We start from the raw sequence: 21,583 nt of genomic DNA, 5'->3' as shown, positions 1-21,583 counted from the left end.
GCCGCGAACTGATCCCTCGTCCTGAGGAGCCCGCCGCAGGCGGTCGTCTCGAAGGACGGGCAAGCAGGAGCTGTAGCTCCAGCGGTGGCCGAAAGACCTGTCTACCGCAGCGTCGGAATATAGAACGCCTGGCGGAAATAGGAGCGGAACACCTCCATCGCCGGCGTGAACTCGATGTTGCGTCGCCAGGCGAGGCCGACATCCATCGCCGGCACCGGATCGCTCAGCACGATGGTCTCGATCCGCCGGCCCTCCAGCGACCAGGGCCGCAGCACCATGTCGGAGAGGATCGCGACGCCCTGGCCGTTGGCGACCATCGACCGCACGGCTTCGACCGAGGACGTCCGCAGCACGACGTTCGGTTGGAACGCCGTCTTGTTCCAGTATTTGAGCGATGTGTGCGCAGCCTCGTCGACCGTCAGCATGATGTAGGGCTCGGCGGCGACGTCCTTCAGTGAAACGGATTCCCGCTGCAGCAGCGGGTGTTTCGACGGCACCCAGAGCCGCCTCCGCGAGCCGATCAAGGTCTCCATCGTGAGATCCGGGTTCTGCACGTTCGACGTCAGCAGCACCGCAATGTCGTAGCGGTTCGACAGCAGGCCTTCCTCGATCGCCTCGCGCGTCAGCTCGAACAGCTGGATGTTGAGCCGCGGATAATGCCGCTTCAGCCGCTCGAGATGGTTCGGCAGGAAGTAGCCGATCACCGTATAGGTCGCCGCCAAGGTGAGGCTGCCTTCGACGTCGCCGGCGGGGACCCGCAGCGACGTCGCTTCCTCGACCTTGTTGAGGATGTCATAGGCGTGAAACAGGAATTGGCGCCCGATCGGCGTCAGCTCCATGCCCTGTGGCGATCGGCTGAACAGCTCGGCGCCGACGATTTCCTCGAGCTCCTTGATCGAGGTGGTGATCGCCGATTGCGAGATCGACAGGGCCGAGGCAGCCTGGGTGATCTGGCCCTGTTCGGCGGTGGCGACGAAATAGCGGATCTGACGCAGGCTGATCGCCACGCAAAACTCCATTGAAAAATCAGATCTATGATACATCAATATTCTTAAAAACGAAATCGAACAAAGCTTGTGCATACTGCACTGCAAACGGGCGGCAGTATTTACGATGCAAAAACAGAAGGTTGTTCTGATGCGGCGCGTAATCGCTGTTCAATGGGTAATCTAAAAAACTGAAAATGAGTTTCCAACAATAATAATTTTCAATGGGAGATTGGACCCCTAACGTCCGGTTCATCGCCCGTCGCGGTTTCGCGTGATGGAGCGATGCCAGTGAGGGGAGCATCCGTGCCGCTGAAGACTGTCGATATCAATTGCGATCTGGGCGAAGCGTTCGGCTCCTGGCGGCTGAGCGACGCCGAGGACGCCAAGCTGATGGAGCTGATCAGCTCGGCGAACATCGCTGCCGGCTTTCACGCCGGCGACCCCAACCTGATGGACACCACGGTGCGGCTTGCCACCCAGCATGGCGTCGGCATCGGGGCCCATCCCGGCTATCGCGATCTCCAGGGTTTCGGCCGCCGCCGCATCGATGGTTCGGCTGACGAGTTGATCAACGACATCGTCTACCAGGTCGGCGCCATCCGCGAATTCGCCCGCCGGCACGGCGGCACCCTGCAGCACGTCAAGCCGCATGGCGCGCTCTACATGGAGCTCGCCGCCAACGAGCAGCTGTCGCGTTCCTTCATCAAGCTGATGCGCACCGTGGCGCCGAATTCCTTCGTGTTCTGCATGGACATCTCGGTGACCTATCGCGTCGCCGTCGAAGCCGGTCAGCCGGTCATCCGCGAGTTCTATGCCGACCGCGACTACGACCGCTCCGGCTCGATCGTGTTCACCCGCCACGGCAAGAAGCTCGATCCGCAGGGCGTCGCCGACAAGGTGCTGCGCGCATGCCAGACCGGCAAGGTCCGCACCATCGACGGCGACGACATCGACATCGCCTTCGAGTCAATCTGCTTCCACTCGGATACGCCAGGCGCTTTCGAGATCGCCAGCGCGATGCGCCAGAAGCTGATCGCCAACGGCATCCGCATCGCGCCCGTCTCCGACATCGTTCCCCAGAAACCGCAGAGCGAATCCTGACCCATGAGCATCGAGATCAAGTCCCCGCTGCCTGGCGTGTTCTACCGCAAGCCCTCGCCGGAGAGCGCGCCGTTCAAGAATGACGGCGACGCGGTCGCGGCCGACGACGTGATCGGCCTCGTCGAGGTGATGAAGTCGTTCCATGAGGTCAAGGCGGGGGTCGCAGGCAAGAACATCCGCTTCAGCGTCGATGATGCCGATGCGATCATGGCGGGGCAGGTGATCGCCGAGGTCGAGGCATGACCTTGCGTTCGGTCCTGATCGCCAACCGGGGCGAGATCGCCGTGCGGATCATTCGCGCGGCGAAGGCGCTCGGCCTGCGCACCGTGCTCGCGCACAGCGTCGCGGACAAGGAGTCGCTCGCCGCACGGCTCGCCGACGAGACGGTGGAGATCGGGCCGCCAGCCGCGAAGAAATCCTATCTCAACATCGAGGCCGTGGTGAACGCGGCCAGGTCGGCCAACGTAGACGCCGTGCATCCCGGCTACGGCTTCCTGGCCGAGAATGCTGAATTCGCCGAGGCCGTCACGGCAGCCGGCATCGTCTTCGTCGGTCCGAGCGCGGAAGCGATCCGGCTGCTCGGCGACAAGGTGATGGCGCGGCAGGTTGCGGCGCTGGCCGGCGTGCCGACGGTGCCTGGCTCGGATGGTCGCGTCACCGATCTCGACGCAGCGATCACCATCGCCAACAGCATCGGCTACCCCGTGATGATCAAGGCCGCGGCCGGTGGCGGCGGGCGCGGCATCCGCATCGTCGGCGACGCCGAGGAGTTCGCGCGGCAATTCCCGCAGGCCTCGAGCGAGGCGGCGGCCGCCTTCGGCGACGGCGGGCTCTATATCGAGAAGGTCATCGAACGCGCCCGCCATGTCGAGGTGCAGATCCTCGGCGACGGCCGTGACGTCGTGCACTGCTACGAACGCGAATGCTCGCTGCAGCGGCGGCGCCAGAAGGTCTGGGAAGAGGCGCCGGCGATCGGGCTTCCCGACGATGTCCGGCAGCGGCTCTGCGCCAGCGCCGTCGCGCTCGGCTGTGCCGTCGGCTACAGCGGCGCCGGCACGGTCGAATATCTCTACGACGACGCGACGAGCGCGTTCTACTTCATCGAGGTCAACACCCGCATCCAGGTCGAGCATCCCGTGACCGAGATGATCACCGGTATCGACCTGGTGCAGGAGATGCTGAAGATCGCCGGCGGCGCCAGGCTGTCGGTCGCGCAGGACGACATCCGCATCCAGGGTCACGCCATTGAGTGCCGGATCAATGCCGAGGACCCGCACAAGGGCTTCATGCCGGCGCCCGGCACGATCGAGCGGCTCGTCGTGCCGGATGGCGAAGGCATCCGCTTCGATACATTGCTGTTCGAAGGCTATGCGGTGCCGCCGTTCTACGACTCGCTGCTCGGCAAGCTGATCGTGCGCGGCGCCGATCGCGCCGACTGCCTCGCGCGTCTGCGCACCGCGCTCGACGGTCTCGTGATCACCGGCATTCCCACGACGATTCCGCTGCATGCCGCGCTGGCGCGTGATGCCAGCGTCGCCGATGGCCGCACCCACACCCGCTTCCTCGAGCCATGGCTCGAGACCGATTTCGCGCAGCTTGCCCGCGCCAGGGAGGACGCCTGATGACCACCCGCTACTCCTTCGGGGGTGACGAGCATCTCTTCGTCGAATGCGACGAGGCGATGTCGCTCGACGCCTTCTTCAAGAGCCTGTCGATGACCAACGCGATCCGCGACGCCGCCATCAAGGGCGTCACGGAGATCTGCCCGGCCAATGCCTCGTTCCAGATCAAGTTCGATCCGGACGAGATCAAGCCGGGCGACATTCTGAAAGAGGTGCGGGGGATTGAGAGCGCGGCCGCGAAGACTGAGCCCGTCATCAAGACCCGCATCATCGAGATCCCGGTGTTCTATCAGGACCCGTGGACGCACGAGACCCTGATGCGCTTCCGCGAGCGGCACCAGGACCCGACCGCGACCGATCTCGAATATGCCGCCCGCGTCAACGGCCTCGCCGATGTCGACGCCTTCATCAAGGCGCATAGCGGCTCGCCCTGGTTCGTCTCGATGGTCGGCTTCGTCGCCGGCCTGCCGTTCATGTACCAGATGGTCGAGCGTCAGAAGCAGCTCCAGGTGCCGAAATATCTGCGCCCCCGTACCGACACGCCGAAGCTGACGATCGGCCATGGCGGCTGCTTCTCCTGCATCTATTCGGTGCGCGGCGCCGGCGGCTACCAGATGTTCGGCATCACGCCGATGCCGATCTTCGATCCCGAGCAGAGCATCTCGTATTTGCGCGACTTCATGGTGTTCTTCCGCCCCGGCGACATCGTCAAGTTCAAGCCGATCAAGCAGGACGAATACGACCACGCGCTCGGCGAGGTCGCCTCCGGCCGCTTCGCGCCTGTCATTCGCGACGTCACCTTCGACTTCCGCGACTTCCAGAAGGACATGACCGGCTACAACGCCAAGCTGGAAGGAGCGCTGGCATGACCATCAAGGTGCTTCACCCGGGCCTGTCGACCACGGTGCAGGATCTCGGCCGTCCCGGCTACTTCCATCTCGGCATTCCCGTCGGCGGCGCCATGGACCGCCTCGCACTGCGCGCCGCCAATCTGCTGGTCGGCAATGATGAGGGCGCGGCGTGCCTCGAGGCCGTGTTCATCGGGCCGCAGCTGGAGTTCACCGCGCCCGCGCGCATCGCGGTGACCGGCGCTGACATGCCGATCAAGCTCGACGGCGTCGAACAACCCGGCTGGACCGCGCTCGAGGTCAAGGCCGGGCAGGTGCTCAGCTTCGACTATCTGAAAAGCGGCGCGCGCATCATCATCGCGGTCGCGGGCGGCATCGATGTGCCGCTGGCGCTCGGCAGCCGCTCGACCTATCCGATCGGTGCGCTCGGCGGCTTCAAGGGCCGGCCGATCGCGGCCGGCGACGAATTGCCGGTGGGGGCCGCCTCGAGCGGCAAGGTCGGCGCGAGCGTTCCGGACGCGTTGCGCCGCAAGCCCGGCCATCCGGCCGAGCTGCGCGTGCTGCCCGGGCTGTATTGGCATCGCATTCTGCCGGAGTCGCAACAGAGCTTCTTCGCCGACCAGTGGAAGGTCGCGCCCGAGGCGGACCGCATGGGCTATCGCTTCCGCGGCGGCCAGGCACTGAAATTCGTCGAGCGCGAGCAGCCGTTCGGGGCCGGCTCCGATCCGTCCAACATCGTCGACAGCTGCTATCCCTACGGTTCGATCCAGGTGCCCGGCGGCAAGGAGCCGATCATCCTGCATCGCGACGCCGTCTCCGGCGGCGGCTATTTCATGGTCGGCACGGTGATCTCCGCCGACATGGACCTGATCGGCCAGCTGCAGCCGAACATGCCGACGCGTTTCGTCGAGATCGACATGGATGGCGCGCTGGCCGCCCGCGCCGATCGCAAAGCTCTTCTGCAGAAGATCCGGGCGGCATTGGCCTGACCGCACGCGGGTGCGGGCAGGCAGGTGCCGGGTTTCCACAAGTGAGATGACAAAGGGGTAGTTCAATGAAGAGTTTGGTTCGTGTTCTCTTGGCCTCGTCGGCGCTGGTGCTGTCGGCCGGCGCCCATGCCGCCGAGTGGTATCCATACGATGCCGCCAAGATCGATCCGCCCTTCGCGGCGGACGGCAAATCGTCCGACGTGAAATATGTGCCGCTGGAGAAGGCCTCCAAGCCCTGGAAGCTGTGTGTCTCCTTCCCACACATGAAGGACGCCTATTGGCTCGGCGTGGACTACGGCGTGGCCGAAGAAAGCAAGCGCCTCGGCGTCAAGATGAACCTGGTCGAGGCCGGCGGCTACACCGAACTCAACAAGCAGATCTCGCAGATCGAGGATTGCGTGGCATCCGGCACCGATGCGGTCATCATCGGCGCGATCTCGGCCGATGGCCTCAACAAGGTGATCGGCGAGATCGCCAAGAAGAAGATCCCGGTGATCGATCTCGTCAACGGCATCTCCTCGCCGGATATTTCTGCCAAGTCGCTGGTGTCGTTCTACACGATGGGCGCGGAGACCGGCAGCTATCTCGCCAAGAAGCATCCCGCCGGCACTCCCGAGGTCGTGGTCGGCTGGTTCCCAGGTCCGGCCGGCGCCGGCTGGGTCGAGGCCGCCAACAAGGGCTTCATGGATGCGGTCAAGGGCTCGGCGATCAAGGTGCTGGAGCCGAAATATGGCGACACCGGCAAGGAGGTGCAGGCCAAGCTGGTCGAGGACGCGCTGCAGGCCGCGCCGAACATCCGCTATGTCGCCGGCACGGCGGTCACCGCCGAAGCGGCGCAGGGCCTGATCCGCGAGCGCGGGCTGAAGGGCAAGGTCGACCTGCTGGCCTTCTACATGACGCCCGGCGTTTACGAAGGCATCAAGCGCGGCCTGATCATGGCGGCGCCGGCCGACTCCATGGTGATCCAGGGCCGCATCGCGGTCGACCAGGCGGTGCGCATCCTCGAGGGCAAGGACTACGTAAAGCATGTCGGTCCGAAGATCTTCGTGGTCGACTCCGCCAACATCGCCACCGTGCCGCAGGCGAACATCCTTCCCCCGGACGGCTTCAAGCCTGTCTTCAACTGAGCGGGGAAAGGTGCGGCTCTGCCTTTGTTCCCTGACGGGGCAGGGCCGCATCGCGGGGGGCAGATGATGAGTAGCGTTGCTGCACCGCTGGTCGAGATGACGGGAATCTCCAAGGAGTTTCCCGGCGTCAAGGCGCTCAGCGGCGTCCATCTCAAGGTCGAGCGCGGCGAGGTGCATGTGCTGTTCGGCGAGAACGGCGCCGGCAAGTCGACCTTGATCTCCATTCTCTCCGGCGTGTTCCGGCCGACTGCCGGCGCCATCCGCATCGCTGGCGACGAGGTGAGCTTCCACTCGGTGCATGATGCGGCCAAGGCCGGCATCGGCACCGTGTTCCAGGAATTCTCGCTGGTGCCGACCTTGCCGGTGTTCGAAAATCTCTATCTCGGCCGCGAGCTGATGCGCGGTCCGCTGACCGACCGCCGCGCCATGCTGGCCGGCGCGCAACGATTGTTTGCCGAGCTCGATTTCGACATCGATGTGACGCGCCCGGCGTCCAGCCTGTCGCGGGCGCAGCAGCAGATGGTCGAGATCGCCAAGGCGTTCCTCTCCAATGCGCGCGTGCTGATCCTCGATGAACCCACGGCGTCGCTGACCGAGCGCGAGACCGAGCGGTTGTTCGGCTTCATCGGCAAGGCGGCTGCCTCCGGCGTCGGCATCATCTACATCTCGCACCGGATCCAGGAATTCCAGAAGATCGCCGACCGCATCTCGATCCTGCGCGACGGCCGGCTCATCGCCACCGTGCCGGCACGCGAGACCTCGGAGCGCGAGCTGATCGAGCTGATGACCGGTCGCGCGGTCGACCAAGTCTATCCGAAGATCGCCCACCGCGCCGATGGTGCCGTCGTCATGACGCTGGAAGGCCTCCGCACCGCAGGTGTTCACGGCGCCAGTCTTGAGGTCCGCGCCGGTGAGGTGCTCGGCTGCGCCGGCCTCGTCGGCAGTGGCAAATCGCGGATCTGGCGCGCGGCGATGGGACTGCAGCCGCTGCAGTCAGGCAGGATCACGTTGAAGGGCCGTGACGTCACCGGCGCCGCAACACGGGCGCTGCTCAATGACGGCGTGTTCTTCCTGCCCTCCGACCGCAAGAGCGAGGGGCTGCAGATGACCGCGACCGCACGCGGCAATATCGAGCTCAGCCTGCTCGACCGCGCCGATGTCGCCGGTCCCCTCGGCTTCGTGCGGCCGCGGCGCAGCCGCGCCCTGACGGACGCCATCGGCGACAAGGTCGGCATCGCCAAGCCCGCCATGGATCGCGCGGTCTCGAAGCTGTCCGGCGGCAACCAGCAGAAGGTGCTGTTCGGCAAGGGATTCGGCGACGACCGCGACGTCTACATCTTCGACGAGCCGACCGTCGGCGTCGACATGGGCACGCGCATGGCGCTGTACCAGCTGATCAAGGACATCGCTGAGGCCGGCAAGGCGGTGGTCGTGATCTCCTCGGATCTGCCCGAGGTGATGAACCTGTCGCACCGGCTCTTGGTGTTCGCCAAGGGGCGCATCGCGGCCGAGCTGTCCGGCAGCGCCATCGATGAAGAGAACGTCTTGAAACATTTCTTTGCTGAAACGGAGGGCTCGGCGTGAGCATGCCAACCACGACTATCGCCGAGGACACCGTTGCGCCGCGCCGCTCAAACGCGCTGCTGGTCGGCCTGCGCGCGGTATTTCTGCGCGTCGGCGTCCTGCCGTTCTTCCTGGTCGCCACCTTGATCGCGTTCTCGCTGGTGTCCAAGGAATTCCTGGCGCTGCAGAATCTCACTAATGTCGCGCGGCAGTCGGTCTATCTGATCCTGGTCTCGCTCGGCCAGATGCTGGCGCTGGTCACCGGCGGCTTCGACCTGTCGGTCGGCACGGCCATCGCGCTGACCTCGGTGGTGTCGGCGCTTGCGATGGTGACGCTGTCGCACATGCTGTCGCCGGACATGCTGTGGCTCGTGATCGTGCTCGGCTGCTGCGCCGGGCTCGCGGCCGCGCTCGTGGTCGGCAGCATCAACGGGCTCGGCGTCGCCGTGTTCGGCGTCTCGCCCTTCATCATGACGCTGGGTGTGCAGTCGGTCGGGGCCGGCATTGCGCTGTTCCTCACCGGCGGCGTCCCGGTCTCTGGGGTGCCCTATGAATTCGGCGATATCCTCGGCTTCGGTCGCGTGTTCGACATTCCCGTGCCGGTGCTGGTCGCGATCGTCGCGGCCACCACGATCTGGCTGGTGATGAACCGCACCCGGCTCGGCAAGCACATCCAGGCGGTCGGCGGCAACGCCAAGGCGGCGAGACTGTCGGGCGTCAACACCACCAAGGTGCTGTTCATCGCCTATGCGCTGTGCGCGCTGCTCGCGTCGGTCGCGGGTCTGTTGCTGACGGCCCGCGTCGGCTCCGGCGAGACCAATCTCGGCGGCACCATTGCGCTGGAATCCATTGCGGCCTGCGTCATTGCCGGCGTCTCGCTCCATGGTGGCATCGGCCGGGTCGAGAACGTCGTGCTGGGCGGCTTCTTCATCGTGCTGCTGCAGAACGGCATGAACATCGCGCAGATCGGCTCCTACATGCAGATGGTCCTGCTGGGCTCGCTGCTGGTGCTGGCCGTCATCCTGGATCAGTTCCGCTACCGGCTCTTGGTCGGCGAGCGCTGATCGCGCTGGGCAGGGGTCTGGACGTGGCCGCTGCAATCCGGCATCACCGGCGCGATCGACGAACGGGATGATGCGAGATGAGCGACGACCTCCATACGATCAGCGCCGGCGGCGTCACCGCATCGATCAAGGCCATCGGCGCCGAACTGTGCTCGCTCAAGACGACCGCTGGATTGGAGCTGCTGTGGCAGGCCGGCCCGGCCTGGCCGCGTCATGCTCCCTGGCTGTTTCCGATCGTTGGCCGGCTGAAGGATGACCAGCTGCGCCATCGCGGCCGCACCTTTCCGATGACCCAGCACGGCTTCGCCCGCGATCTGCGCTTCACCTGGCTGGAGCGGACCGCCGAATCCTGCGTGCTGCGCCTGACCGACGACGAGACGACGCGGGCGCGCTACCCGTTCGCCTTCCGGCTCACCTTGACCTACCGAATCACCGCCGATCGCCTCGACATTGCGGTGGAGATCGCGAACGCAGGAGACGAGGTGCTGCCGGCCTCGTTCGGCGCGCATCCGGCATTCAACTGGCCGCTATTGCCTGGAGAGCCGAAGGAGAGCTATCGGCTGCTGTTCGCCGAGCCGGAGCCTGCTCCCATTCGCCGCCTCGCCGGTGGGCTGCTGCGCGCCGCGGCCGAGCCCTCGCCAATTCGTGGCCGCGACTTGGCATTGTCCGAACGGCTGTTCGACGATGACGCCATCATCCTCGACCATCCGGTCAGCCGCTCGCTTGGCTTCATGGGCGACAAGGGGCCGGCGCTCGTCCTGGCCTGGGACGGCTTCCGAGAGCTCGGCATCTGGTCCAAGCCGGGAGGTGCCTCCTTCCTCTGCATCGAGCCATGGCGTGGCTATGCCAGCCCCATCGGCTTCGATGGTGAGTTCTCCGACAAGCCGGGCGTGATGCAAGTACCAGCCGGGGCGGCGGAGATGTTCAACTACCGAATAACCGTCGCAGAATGACGCCACGCCCCGCTGCGAGCGCCCAGCGGCGTGCATTGCGCTAACCGTGAATTCCAGATCTGGGTCTGGAAACGGCATCTTCATGTCCTAAATGAGAGACGTCGGCTTTGCCCTGGCTATGATGCGGCAACGGCCGGCAGCCCGATGATTTTCGTCACCGACTGACAACGGCCGAACACATCATCGGGTATCGGCGATGCCGTGATCTCGAGTGGGGGCGCGCCAGCATCGGCGTGTGCGGGAGAGGGCCATGGAGCTGAGGAATCTGTTTGGCATCTTGACATGTGCGACGCTGGTCTGCGGCACCGCCGTCTCGGCGGCTGACTATCAGCCGGGCGAGGTCTTCCGGCTCGATCTGTCCCGGGCGGTGCTGTCGCCGCGTCCTCTTGGACCCGAAGCGCATTTCGAGCCCGTTCCGATCGAGGCCAGAGTCGAATCGGCGGTTGTCGCCGCGGCCCAGGACAAGCCTGACCTGCCGCGGAACGCCGCGGCGTCGAAGCGCCGGCCCATCATGCGGTCCGCCGAACGCCCCCGCGCGACGCGCGAAGCGACGCACCGCCGCAGCCTGCTCGACGCGCAAGCGATGGACACCCGTGTTCAAACCTGGCCTTGCCGCCCGGACAGCGGCGGCATCTGCAACTGGCGCTGAGAACTCCATCGGTCGCGGATCGGAACTGTCTCCCGACTTCGTGATTGTCGGTGCTGCGGAGCTGCTTGAACTCGCGCAGCGACCGCGGGATGATTTCAGTGCATCCCGCCATTCACCTTGACACGCAAGGCTCGTCGCCGCCTGCCAGATCACGCCGGATCGGCGCGAAGCCTTGGCAGGAGATTTTATGGACGCAATCGACACCCAAGGCATCCGTCTTCCTAAGCTCGGGCTCGGCACGTTTCGCATGCAGGGCACGGTCTGCCGGGAGGCGGTCGAGAGTGCGCTCGCGCTCGGGTACCGTCACATCGACACCGCCGAAATGTATGCCAATGAGGATGCGATTGGCGCGGCGCTCGCGGCGGCGCAGGTGCCGCGAGCTGAATTGCACGTCACGACAAAGGTTTGGCCGGAGAACCTCGCACCCGATGCGATCCGCCGCGCGTTCGACACGAGCTTGAAGAAGCTCAGATTGGATGTCGTCGATCTCTACCTCATTCATTGGCCGGCCAAGGGGATGAACCTGCCGGCGGCGCTGGAAACGCTGATCAAACTGAAAGACGAGGGACGCACCCGCGCGATCGGGGTTGCGAATTTCACCGTCGCGCTGCTGCGGCAGGCGATCGAGGAGATCCAGGCGCCCATTGCCTGCAATCAGGTCGAGTACCACGTCATGCTCCATCAATCGAAGCTGATGGGTTACATGGCGAGCCGATCGATTCCCTTGGTGGCCTATTGTCCGCTGGCGCAAGGCCGCGCCGCGGCCGACGCGACGCTGGCCGCGATCGGCAGCAAGCATGGCGCGAGCGCCGCCCAGGTCGCGCTGAAATGGCTGTTGGATCAGGACGGCGTGGCGGCGATTCCCAAGGCCGGCCGCAAGGAGAGTCAGCAGGCGAATTGGGACGCGATGAAAGTTCAACTGGATGATGAGGATCGCGCGACCATCGCCGCGCTTCCGAAGGACAAGCGCTTCGTCAATCCCGGCTTTGCGCCTGACTGGGATCGCTGACAGCGCTTCACGGTGATCCGCACTCAGGGAAATGGCCCCTTGTGGGGCCATTTCGGTTTCGTCTGGTCGATCAGTAGCCGCGCCTGATGATCACAGTGCGGTCGTGATGGCGGTGATAGGGCCGGATGTCGCGATGCATACGGTACTCGGCGCGGGACCGATCCCAACCGCCATGGCCGCGATCCCAGCCGTGATGATAATGATGACCGCCGCGCTTGATGATGACGGTCTCGGCACTGGCCATCGACGGAGCCGCGAGTGCGAGCGCCGTCAGCGACGCGAGTGCAAGAGCAAGTTTCTTCATGTCGTCCTCCAGGTAAATTGCGCGAGGTCAACTTGAAGTGTGGCAGAACGTTCCGGAGGAACTTCCGCGAAGTTGCTGAATACGCGTTCAGATTCCTGCTGACCGGTTCAGGCGAGCCATCTCCCGGCCGTCGGGCGCCGATGTTCAGTCACAGCGTTTGAGGACAGGCGTCGGCTTGCCATTGGCGACGAAGCGGGACTCGCGAATGGTGTAGCTGCCATCCTGACCACGATTGAACACCGAGCGGATGCCGCCATCGGTCGTCCTGATGATCCCGTTCTCGCGCGTCTGGCGCGCCTTGGGCAGTACGATCGAGAGGACCAGTGTCTCGTCCGGCTCGACCCGTGCGCTCGCGACCTCGTTGATGTCGGACGGATCATGATCGCGGCGGTAGATCAGGTTGCCGTCCGGCGAGACCTCGTAGGAGATGATGGCGCCGCGGCCTTTGACCGGCGCTGCAGCGCAGTCGGCGGCCCAGGTTCCGAGCAGTCCCCAGGAGCGCGCGACGTCGACGGCCTCGTCTGCCGCAGCGGCCGACGCCAATGATGTGGCAAGCAGGGCGATCGCCAGCAGGCGTTGAGAGCTCAAGGTCATACGGTCTCGCAGTGATCTGCCGGGTCATCTTCATTTAGTGCACCGCGTCAAGCGCGCAACGTCGGATCGGCAATTTCGACGTCGGCGTGTGAACCGGATCTGACACCCTATGGTCTTGTCGGATCGGCGGACCGAGCGCATGCTGTTGGCCAACTACAAACAAGCATCGGGGAGGCGACCATGTCCGCGCTGTCGCGCCGCGAGTTCCTGTTGTCTGCCGGAGCGGCCAGCATGGCCGTGGTCTCATGGGCGGCCCATGCGGCGATGGGCCCGGCCGACAAATTCGATCTCATCATCAAGGGAGGCGACCTCATCGATCCCAGCCAGTCCCTGCGGGCCAGGCGCGATATCGGGATCCGCTGGGGCATCATCGAGGCCGTTGACGCTGAGATCCCGGTCGAGCGCGGGCTGCGGTCGATTGACGCCGCCGGGCGGCTGGTCATGCCGGGCCTCGTCGATCTTCACAGTCATGTCTATCCCTACGGCTCCGCGATCGGCATCCCGCCGGACGAGCTGGTGCAGTTCCAGGGCACTACGACAGTCGTCTCGGCCGGCGATGCGGGCGTCAACAATCTGGCGGCATTGCGGCGCTTCATCGTCGCCCAGTCGCGCGCGCGCATCTATGCCTTCGTCCATATCGCCAATAATGGCCTGTCGGCGTTTCCCGTCGCCGAGCTCTACAATATCGACAACGCGCAGGTGGAGGCCTGCGCCATGGCGCTGGCCGAGAACCCGGACTTCCTGCTCGGGGTCAAGGTGCGGATGTCCGAGAACGTGATCTTCAAGCACGGGCTCGAGCCATTGAAGCGAGGCATCAAGGCCTGTGAGCTCTGCGGCTGGCCGGCGCGGATGATGGTGCATATCGGTGGCGTCGAGACCGGCGAATTGATGTCGCAGATCCTCGACCTGCTGCGGCCGGGTGACATCCTCACCCACGCTTATTCAGGTGCGCCGAACCTCAATGGCGCCTTCACCAACATCGTGCAGGACGGCCGGCTCCTGCCGGCGGCGCTCGCGGCCAAGCAGCGCGGCGTGCTGTTCGACGTCGGTCACGGCGGCGGCAGCTTCGACTTCACCGTCGCCGAGGTCGCGATCCCCGGCGGCTGTGGCCCGGATACGATCTCCTCGGACATTCACGTATTTTCGGGCAATACGCCGGGCATGCCGTTCCTGCCCAACGTCATGGGCAAATTCCTGGCGATGGGATTCTCGCTGGAGCAGGTGGTGAGCATGACGACCTCGGCGCCCGCCAAGATCATCGGTCGGGCGCCGAAGCTCGGCACCCTGCAGCTCGGGGCACCGGCCGATCTCGCGATCATGGATCTGGTCGAAGGCCCCGCCGGTTTCGTCGACACGCGCGGCAACAAGCGCGACGGCAAGCTGCAGCTCAAGCCGGTGCAGACCGTGATCAACGGCGTGCCATTCGGCAGGCCGTATCAGTCGCCGTTTTCGGTGCGGTGAGCCGCGCCGTCAGTCGGCCGCGCTGCTGCGCTCGACATTGGCGGATCGCTTGGGCACGCCGAACTCCTCGTGGCAGACCTCCGCGAGCACGGCGATGCCCTCGCGGATCTCCTGATGCGAGGGGCTAGCGAAGCACAGCCGCAGCCGGCTCCGCGCATGCGTGGCGTCGGTCGACCATTCCGGTCCCGGATTGATCGACACGCCGCGCTTGAGCGCGGCCTGCGACAGCTTCATCGCGTCGACCTGGTCAGGCAGCTTGACCCAGAGGAAGATGCCGCCCTTCGGCGCTTCGAATTCGGCCGCGGTGCCGAACTCCGCATTGAGCGCCTCGATCAGCGTGTCCAGCTTGGCTCGCAGCCCCTTGACCAGTTGCGGCACATGGGTGGCAAAATGCGGCTTGCAGAATTCGGCCAGCACCATTTGTTCGAGCGCGCCGGAGCCGGCGTCGGTCTTGAGCGCCAGCAGCACCGACATGATCTGCCAGGGGGCGACGAGGAAGCCGACGCGGAGCGCCGGCGCGACCGACTTCGAGAACGAGCCCAGATGGATCACGCCACCATGGTCGGACATGCCGTGGATCGCGCGCGGCCGCTTGCCGTCCCAGATCAGGTCGGCATAGCAGTCGTCCTCGAACACCGGCACGCCATAGGCCCGCGACAGCCAGAGCAACTCGGCCCGGCGGCTCTCCGGCATGATGGTGCCGGTCGGGTTCTGCACCGTCGGAATGGTATAGATGTATTTCGGCCGGATGCCGCGATCCTTGAGATCGGCCAGTACCGTGGCCAGCACATCCGTCCGCATGCCGTCGCGGTCGAGCGGAATGGCGATCGGCTTGACGCCGAGCCGCGCCAGCCGGGTCAGAGCGCCCTGGTAATTGTCCTGCTCGACCAGCACCGTGTCGCCGCGCGTCAGCAGCGCCTGGTTGACGAGATCGAGGCCCTGCAGCGAGCCAGACAGGATCATGATGTCATCGGCGCGGACCGACATGCCGGCGTCGCGCGCCAGCTTGGTGGCCAGGAAATCGCGCAACGGACGATAGCCCTGCGGGCCATGCGCGAGGCCGTAGGTGGCCAGCGCCCGGCCTTCGCGGGCGAGCACGGCATCGGCAGCCGCGCGCAGGCCCTCCACAGGGACGGCGTCGGCGTCATTGTTGCCGCCGACGAAGCTGTATCTCGCAAGCCCGCTCCAGCGCGCGGCCGGAGCCGGTAGACCAGGGCCGAGGAGCGGTGCAAAATCGAATGCGGCCATGAGGCGCGGCTCCCTTGTTCTCGATGGGAGGCGACTTTAAACAGATACCAGGGTGCTTGTCCCGGCAGGACAGGCTCTTTTCCCGGGGAAGGCGACTTTCGAACGGCGGTTCCGCTGCTCTGGCGCGCGCCTGCGATCCCGGCTAAAGCACGCCCCGGAAAAGCAGCGAGACTTGCAAATGGCCGACTCGATCCAGGAAGTTCTGTACGCCTTCGCCAAGGGCGAGATGGTCGTCGTGACCGACGATGACGATCGCGAGGGGGAAGGCGACCTCATCGTTGCGGCCTCGCTCTGCACGCCCGACAAGATGGCGTTCATCATTCGTCACACCTCCGGCATTGTCTGCGCTCCGATCACGGCAGACGACGCGCGCCGGCTGCGGCTCGACCCGATGGTGGCGCACAACGACTCCAACCACACCACCGCGTTCACGGTCTCGATCGACTACAAGCCGGACGGCGGCACCGGCATCTCCGCCGAGGAGCGCGCCTCCTGCTGCCGTGCGCTTGCCAATCCCAATGCCGGCGCCAATGACTTCGCGCGCCCCGGCCATATCTTCCCGCTGATCGCGCGCGACGGTGGCGTCCTGCTGCGCTCGGGCCATACCGAGGCGGCTGTCGATCTCTGCAAGTTGTCGGGCCTGCCGCCGGTCGGCGTCATCTCCGAGCTGATGAATGACGACGGCACCGTCATGAAGGGCGAGCAGGTCGTCCGTTTCGCGGCGGCCCACAATCTCAAGCACGTCACGATCGCCGATCTGATCTCCTATCGTCAGGCGCGCGAGAAGCTGATCGAGCGGGTGTCGACCTTCACGACCGAAAGTCCGATCGGCCCGCTGCAGGGCTTCGCCTACCGCTCTCCGTTCGATCCGATCACCCACGCGGCATTCGTCTACAACGGCATCGGCGACGGCAAGAACGTGCTGACACGGCTGCACAAGCCCAACATCGTGAAGGACCTGATCACGGGTCCGCAGCGCATTCAGGCGGTGCTGCAGCACTTCAAGAAGGCCGGCCGCGGCATTCTGATCTATCTGCGCGACGGCGCAGCCGGCGTCCCGGTCGAGCCGGTCACGGAGCCGCACACCGCCGAGGCCGATCGTCACCGGCAGTGGCGCGAGGTCGGGGTCGGCGCGCAGATTCTGCGTGATCTCGGCGTGACGTCGATCCGGAACCTCACCTCGTCGGCCCATGACTACAAGGGCCTGTCGGGTTTCGGCATCGAGATCGTCGCCAACGAACGGCTTGAAGGCTGAACTTCCAGGACTTAACCTCTCAACTGCTGCGACCCGTGCGCAGCGAGACGCGAAAGGATCATTCATGAGCGCGCGCCCTCAGGCAAAGGACAAGCCGGCCCAGTCGAGCTTCCAGTGGGACGATCCCTTCCTGCTGGATGATCAGCTGACCGAAGACGAGCGCATGGTGCGTGACACCGCGCGCGCCTATGCCCAGGACAAGCTGCTGCCGCGCGTGACCAAGGCCTATCTCGAGGAGAAGACCGATCGCGAGATTTTCAACGAGATGGGCGAGCTCGGCCTGATCGGCATCACCTTGCCAGAGGAATATGGCTGCGCCAATGCGAGCTACGTCGCCTATGGTCTCGTGGCGCGCGAGATCGAGCGCGTCGATTCCGGCTACCGCTCGATGAACTCGGTGCAGTCCTCGCTGGTGATGTATCCGATCTATGCCTATGGCGACGAGAACCAGCGCAAGAAGTATCTGCCGAAGCTCGCCAGCGGCGAATGGGTCGGCTGCTTCGGCCTCACCGAGCCGGATGCCGGCTCCGATCCGGCCGGCATGAAGACGCGCGCCGAGAAGGTCGCCGACGGCTATCGCCTGACCGGCAGCAAGATGTGGATCTCGAATGCGCCGATCGCCGACGTGTTCGTGGTGTGGGCGAAGTCGGCCGCGCATGACAACCAGATCCGCGGCTTCATCCTCGAGAAGGGCATGAAGGGCCTGTCGGCGCCGAAGATCGGCGGCAAGCTGTCGTTGCGCGCCTCGATCACCGGCGAGATCGTGATGGACGGCGTGGTGGTGCCGGAAGAGGCGCTGCTGCCCAACGTCTCCGGCCTGAAGGGTCCGTTCGGCTGCCTCAACCGCGCCCGCTACGGCATCTCCTGGGGCGTGCTCGGCGCCGCCGAGGACTGCATGCATCGCGCCCGCCAGTACACGCTCGACCGCAAGCAGTTCGGCAAGCCGCTGGCTGCGACGCAGCTCGTGCAGAAGAAGCTCGCCGACATGGAGACCGAGATCGCGCTCGGCCTGCAGGCGAGCTTGCGCGTCGGCCGCCTGATGGACGAGGGCAAGATGGCGCCGGAGATGATCTCGATCGTCAAGCGCAACAATTGCGGCAAGGCGCTCGACATCGCCCGCGTCGCCCGCGACATGCATGGCGGCAACGGCATCCAGATCGAGTATCAGGTGATGCGCCACGCCGCGAACCTCGAGACGGTCAACACCTATGAGGGCACGCACGACGTCCACGCGCTGATCCTCGGCCGCGCCATCACCGGCATTCAGGCGTTTTTCTAGTTCGTGCCGTCGTCTCCGGCACCTGCCACGCCCTAAACTGTCATCGTCCGCGAAGGCGGACGATCCAGTATGCCGGGACGACAGAGGTCAGCCGAGACGTCACGGCGTACTGGATGCCCCGCCTGCGCGGGGCATGACGTCGGAGGAAGCGGGCCGTTCAAGTGCCCGTACAGAGAGGGCAGCAGATGGCCGAGGAAGACGTCCCGTTCAACCGCAACTTCCCGCTGTCTGCGGGTGTCGTCGACGAGGTCCGTCCGGGCATTCGCCGCGTCCTCTGCAAAAATCCGAGTCCGTTCACCTTCACCGGCACGGTCAGCTACATTGTGGGCCGCGGCAAAGTCGCGATCATCGATCCCGGCCCGGACAACGCTGATCATGCGCAGGCGCTGCTCAATGCCGTCAGGGGGGAGACGGTCACGCACATCCTCGTGACCCATACGCACCGCGACCACTCGCCGAACACCGGCCGTCTGAAGGCTGCGACCGGTGCGACCGTGTATGCCGAGGGCCCGCATCGCGCCTCGCGGCCGCGCTATGAGAGCGAGAAGCACAGCCCGGAATCCGGCGTCGATCGCGATTTCGCGCCGGACGTCATCGTTGCCGATGGCGATGTCATCGAGGGCGACGGCTGGCAATTGGAAGCCGTGGCCACGCCCGGCCATACCGCCAACCATCTCGCTTTCGCCTGGACCGGGCGCAGCACCATCTTCGTGGGCGACCACGTGATGGGCTGGGCGACTTCGATCGTCGCGCCGCCCGATGGTTCGATGGTCGACTACATGGCGTCACTGGAGCGGCTCGCCGGCCGTCCGGAGGAGCTGTATTTTTCAGGCCATGGCCCCGAGATTCCGGAAGGGCCGCGCTACACGCGCTTCCTGATGCGGCACCGCCAGGCGCGCGAGGCCTCGATCCTGCATCGCCTCGCGAAGGGCGAGGCGGACATCCCGACCATGGTGCGCGCGATCTATATCGGGATCGATCCGCGGCTCACCACTGCAGCGGGCTATTCGGTGCTTGCGCATCTGGAGGATCTCGTCGCCCGCGGTGTCGTCGCGACAGACGGTGATCCGGTGATCGGCGGGACATATCGATTGGTATAGCGAATAGGGAGTAGCGAATAGGGAGTAGGGGGGCAACGTCTGCGCCGCCGAATTCCCCCTATTCGCTACTCCCTATTCGCCATTCGCCCCCTCACTTCTTCACTGTCTTCGCATTGCCCTGGCCCTTCGCCGCCACCGGCGGCGGCGTGACCTTCTTCACCGGCTTCTGCGCCTCGGCCTCGCCGGCGCTCGACAGGTCCTCGAGCAGCTTGGTGACCCGCGCGGCGTTGCTGCCGAGATCGGAATCGAAATAGCGCGAGGCGGAGCGCACATCGATGCGGGACTCGTCGCCATCGGGCTGGACACGGATCGAGATGTCCTCGCGGAAGCCCATGATGGGGGTGCGCGCCACGGCCTCGATACGGCCGATCCGGCGCGGCGGCTGCGGCGCGCGCTCGTCGACGATGAACCATTTGCGCCGGTTGACGAGCTTCAGCGCGATCGCATAAGCGCGGTCGGGCGGCAGCTCGATCTGCACCGGCTCGATATCGGGATAGAATGTCCGCTGCTGTTCGGCGGAATAGAGGCCGGCATAGACCGCGGTATTGGTGCCGTCGCCGTTGCGCAGCGGCGCCAGCGCCTCGAAGCGCGGCGGGTCGATCGGATCGGTCGTGATGTCGTAGATCTTGGGCAGCTTGCGATATTGAAGCGCGAGATAGGCCGGATAAGCGAGCACCACGGCATCGATCATGAACGCCAGCAGCACCCGGCTCATGCCGCGGCTGCCATTGCGCCAGATCGCGACGAAGGCGGCGAGCCCGAGCAGGATCGAGAGCGCGGCCAGCCCCAGCGCTCCGAAGAAGGTCGCCAGCGCGGGCTTCATCTCCAGGAAGTCGAAACGGAGGATCAGGATCGAAACCAGCACGGCGACGACGGAGAACACCGCCATATTGCGCGTCCAGGTCGCGAGGCTGGAGACGGGCTCCGAGAGATAGGAAGCGTGGAACCTGCGGGCCATCGTATCAGGAGCTGCCGTGTTGGGCCGCTGCTGGCGATAAGCCGGGCGGCCGGTTCATCCGTGTGAGACCACGCGGATACGCTAAATTCAAGGGGCGTTTGGCCAAAGGGAACGGTCCCTGCATACCGCATTCAGGCGCTCGGGTCCGGACGGGTCCGCAGCGCCGTCATCATCAAGACGAGGGTGGCAAGCGAGAACCCCGCACCGGCCATGAACGTCGCTTGCGGCCCATGGGCGTGCCACAGCCAACCCGCGAGCAGGCTTGCCATGAGCAGCGCGCCGCCGGTCACGAGGTTGAACAGGCCGAAGCCGGTGCCCCGCAGCTCGGGCGGCGCGGTATCCGCGACCAGTGCGGAGAGCAGGCCCTGCGACAGGCCCAGATAGAGGCCCCAGAGCGCAACGCCGACCGCGGTTCCGACGAGGCCGGGCACGAAGGCCAGCGTCAAGTCGGCGGCCGTCAGCACGACGAGGCCGCAGGTGAGCACATTGCTGCGGCCGATACGGTCGGAGAGGATGCCGGCGGGCATGGCAACGCCGGCATAGATCAGGTTCATCAGCACGTAGACCAGCGGGATCAGGGAGAGAGCGAGACCGTCGGCCTGTGCCTTGAGGACCAGGAAGGCCTCGCTGAAGCGCGCCAGCGCGAACACCGCGCCGATCGCGACCACGATCCAATAGGCACGAGGCAGCCGGCGCAGCTCGCGCGCATGGATCGGCCAATTGCGCCGCGGCTCGGGGGCGCTCGTCCGCGGCTCATGAACGCCGAACAGGATCAGCAGCACGGCAAGCAGGGCTGGAAGCGCCGACCACCAGAACACGGCGCGGAAATCGTCGTCGTAGAGCGCCATCAGTGCCACTGCGAGCAGCGGACCGGCGAAGGCGCCGATCGTATCCAGCGACTGGCGCAGGCCGTAGCTCGCGCCGCGGATGCCCTCCGGGGTTACATCGGCGATGAGCGCATCCCGCGGCGCTTCGCGGATGCCCTTGCCAATGCGGTCGACGAACCGCGCAGCGAGGATTTGCCCGGACGTGCTGGCGAGCGGAAACACCGGCTTGGTCAGGGCGGCGAGCCCATAGCCGATCCCGACCAGCAGCTTGCGCTTGCCGATCTGGTCCGACAGCGCGCCGGAAAACACCTTGGTGATGGCTGCGGTCGCCTCGGCGACGCCTTCGATCAGCCCGATGGTGACGGTGCTGGCGCCGACCACGCTTGCAAGAAAGACCGGCAGCAGCGCGTGCACCAGCTCCGAGGAGATGTCCATCAGGAGTGACACCAGCCCCAGCGTCAGCACGGTCGAGGGCACCTCGCGCCACGTGGCCCTCGGCGATTCTGGTCCCGGCTGGTTCGCGTTCGTGCCCATGATGGCCGTCGAATCTCCTCCTCACGTTCGGTCGGAATGGTGGTTCAGGCCGATGCCGCTGTCCAACGCCCAAATGCAGAAGCGGCCTCTCTGGTCGGAGAGGCCGCCG

Annotated in this window: 21 protein-coding genes; 15 read left to right on the top strand and 6 right to left on the bottom strand. The window is 65.5% G+C overall.

The features are described from left to right. Positions 1–101: 101 nt before the first annotated feature. Positions 102–1,007, bottom strand: coding sequence for a LysR family transcriptional regulator (locus tag ACVIJ6_RS00480; protein WP_456771009.1), 906 nt, complete (start codon positions 1,005–1,007; stop codon positions 102–104). A 285-nt stretch (positions 1,008–1,292) separates the two neighbouring features. On the opposite strand from ACVIJ6_RS00480, the gene ACVIJ6_RS00475 reads away from it, so the two are divergent. The 11 genes from ACVIJ6_RS00475 to ACVIJ6_RS00425 all read left to right on the top strand — a co-directional run bounded on the left by ACVIJ6_RS00475 (position 1,293) and on the right by ACVIJ6_RS00425 (position 11,914). Further along, entirely contained in the window at positions 1,293–2,090 is a 798-nt protein-coding gene (locus ACVIJ6_RS00475) for a 5-oxoprolinase subunit PxpA (RefSeq protein ID WP_456771008.1), read from the top strand. A gap of 3 nt (positions 2,091–2,093) precedes the next feature. Then, entirely contained in the window at positions 2,094–2,333 is a 240-nt protein-coding gene (locus ACVIJ6_RS00470; RefSeq protein WP_012042631.1) for an acetyl-CoA carboxylase, read from the top strand. Continuing rightward, positions 2,330–3,712 carry an acetyl-CoA carboxylase biotin carboxylase subunit gene (locus ACVIJ6_RS00465; protein ID WP_456771007.1) on the top strand — a complete coding sequence of 461 codons (1,383 nt, stop codon included), beginning with the start codon at positions 2,330–2,332 and terminating at the stop codon, positions 3,710–3,712. The genes ACVIJ6_RS00470 and ACVIJ6_RS00465 overlap by 4 nt, the downstream gene beginning before the upstream one ends. Beyond that, complete coding sequence (locus ACVIJ6_RS00460) at positions 3,712–4,581, top strand: 5-oxoprolinase subunit B family protein (RefSeq protein WP_456771006.1); 870 nt, start codon at positions 3,712–3,714, stop codon at positions 4,579–4,581. The genes ACVIJ6_RS00465 and ACVIJ6_RS00460 overlap by 1 nt, the downstream gene beginning before the upstream one ends. Continuing rightward, on the top strand, positions 4,578–5,549 hold the full coding sequence (locus tag ACVIJ6_RS00455) for a 5-oxoprolinase subunit C family protein (protein WP_456771005.1): 972 nt from the start codon (positions 4,578–4,580) through the stop codon (positions 5,547–5,549). Before ACVIJ6_RS00460 ends, ACVIJ6_RS00455 begins: the two co-directional genes overlap by 4 nt. A gap of 65 nt (positions 5,550–5,614) precedes the next feature. After that, positions 5,615–6,676: a TMAO reductase system periplasmic protein TorT gene (gene torT / locus ACVIJ6_RS00450; RefSeq protein ID WP_456771004.1), complete on the top strand. Its 1,062-nt coding sequence runs from the start codon at positions 5,615–5,617 to the stop codon at positions 6,674–6,676. Positions 6,677–6,742: 66 nt separating this feature from the next. Next, positions 6,743–8,260: a sugar ABC transporter ATP-binding protein gene (locus ACVIJ6_RS00445; protein WP_456771003.1), complete on the top strand. Its 1,518-nt coding sequence runs from the start codon at positions 6,743–6,745 to the stop codon at positions 8,258–8,260. Beyond that, positions 8,257–9,303: an ABC transporter permease gene (locus tag ACVIJ6_RS00440; RefSeq protein ID WP_456771002.1), complete on the top strand. Its 1,047-nt coding sequence runs from the start codon at positions 8,257–8,259 to the stop codon at positions 9,301–9,303. The genes ACVIJ6_RS00445 and ACVIJ6_RS00440 overlap by 4 nt, the downstream gene beginning before the upstream one ends. 77 nt (positions 9,304–9,380) lie before the next feature. Continuing rightward, positions 9,381–10,256, top strand: coding sequence for an aldose 1-epimerase family protein (locus tag ACVIJ6_RS00435; protein ID WP_456771001.1), 876 nt, complete (start codon positions 9,381–9,383; stop codon positions 10,254–10,256). Between the two features lie 250 nt (positions 10,257–10,506). Further along, positions 10,507–10,905, top strand: coding sequence for a hypothetical protein (locus ACVIJ6_RS00430; protein WP_456776852.1), 399 nt, complete (start codon positions 10,507–10,509; stop codon positions 10,903–10,905). Between the two features lie 187 nt (positions 10,906–11,092). After that, positions 11,093–11,914, top strand: a complete 822-nt coding sequence (locus ACVIJ6_RS00425) for an aldo/keto reductase (protein ID WP_456771000.1) — start codon at positions 11,093–11,095, stop codon at positions 11,912–11,914. Positions 11,915–11,984: 70 nt separating this feature from the next. Here ACVIJ6_RS00425 and ACVIJ6_RS00420 read toward each other — a convergent pair whose 3' ends face one another. Together ACVIJ6_RS00420 and ACVIJ6_RS00415 are read right to left on the bottom strand one after the other, a co-directional pair. Beyond that, positions 11,985–12,218 carry a hypothetical protein gene (locus ACVIJ6_RS00420; RefSeq protein ID WP_456770999.1) on the bottom strand — a complete coding sequence of 78 codons (234 nt, stop codon included), beginning with the start codon at positions 12,216–12,218 and terminating at the stop codon, positions 11,985–11,987. Positions 12,219–12,362: 144 nt separating this feature from the next. Further along, positions 12,363–12,812, bottom strand: coding sequence for a hypothetical protein (locus tag ACVIJ6_RS00415; RefSeq protein ID WP_456770998.1), 450 nt, complete (start codon positions 12,810–12,812; stop codon positions 12,363–12,365). Between the two features lie 180 nt (positions 12,813–12,992). On the opposite strand from ACVIJ6_RS00415, the gene ACVIJ6_RS00410 reads away from it, so the two are divergent. Then, complete coding sequence (locus tag ACVIJ6_RS00410; protein WP_456770997.1) at positions 12,993–14,273, top strand: amidohydrolase family protein; 1,281 nt, start codon at positions 12,993–12,995, stop codon at positions 14,271–14,273. A gap of 9 nt (positions 14,274–14,282) precedes the next feature. Here the strand turns inward: ACVIJ6_RS00410 and ACVIJ6_RS00405 are convergent, their stop codons facing one another. Continuing rightward, on the bottom strand, positions 14,283–15,521 hold the full coding sequence (locus tag ACVIJ6_RS00405; protein ID WP_456770996.1) for an aminotransferase-like domain-containing protein: 1,239 nt from the start codon (positions 15,519–15,521) through the stop codon (positions 14,283–14,285). Between the two features lie 178 nt (positions 15,522–15,699). On the opposite strand from ACVIJ6_RS00405, the gene ribB reads away from it, so the two are divergent. The 3 genes from ribB to ACVIJ6_RS00390 all read left to right on the top strand — a co-directional run bounded on the left by ribB (position 15,700) and on the right by ACVIJ6_RS00390 (position 19,155). Continuing rightward, positions 15,700–16,776 (top strand): 3,4-dihydroxy-2-butanone-4-phosphate synthase, encoded by a 1,077-nt coding sequence (gene ribB, locus ACVIJ6_RS00400; RefSeq protein WP_456770995.1) that lies wholly within the window; start codon positions 15,700–15,702, stop codon positions 16,774–16,776. 64 nt (positions 16,777–16,840) lie between these two features. Next, positions 16,841–18,055, top strand: coding sequence for an acyl-CoA dehydrogenase (locus ACVIJ6_RS00395; protein ID WP_456770994.1), 1,215 nt, complete (start codon positions 16,841–16,843; stop codon positions 18,053–18,055). A 185-nt stretch (positions 18,056–18,240) separates the two neighbouring features. Further along, positions 18,241–19,155: an MBL fold metallo-hydrolase gene (locus tag ACVIJ6_RS00390; protein ID WP_456770993.1), complete on the top strand. Its 915-nt coding sequence runs from the start codon at positions 18,241–18,243 to the stop codon at positions 19,153–19,155. 91 nt (positions 19,156–19,246) lie between these two features. Here the strand turns inward: ACVIJ6_RS00390 and ACVIJ6_RS00385 are convergent, their stop codons facing one another. Continuing rightward, positions 19,247–20,113 carry a DUF1499 domain-containing protein gene (locus ACVIJ6_RS00385; RefSeq protein ID WP_456770992.1) on the bottom strand — a complete coding sequence of 289 codons (867 nt, stop codon included), beginning with the start codon at positions 20,111–20,113 and terminating at the stop codon, positions 19,247–19,249. 131 nt (positions 20,114–20,244) lie between these two features. Beyond that, entirely contained in the window at positions 20,245–21,474 is a 1,230-nt protein-coding gene (locus tag ACVIJ6_RS00380; protein WP_456770991.1) for an MFS transporter, read from the bottom strand. Positions 21,475–21,583: the final 109 nt, after the last annotated feature.

This window comes from Bradyrhizobium sp. USDA 4369 (assembly GCF_054056435.1).
This window is presented reverse-complemented; position numbering and strand designations above follow the sequence as displayed.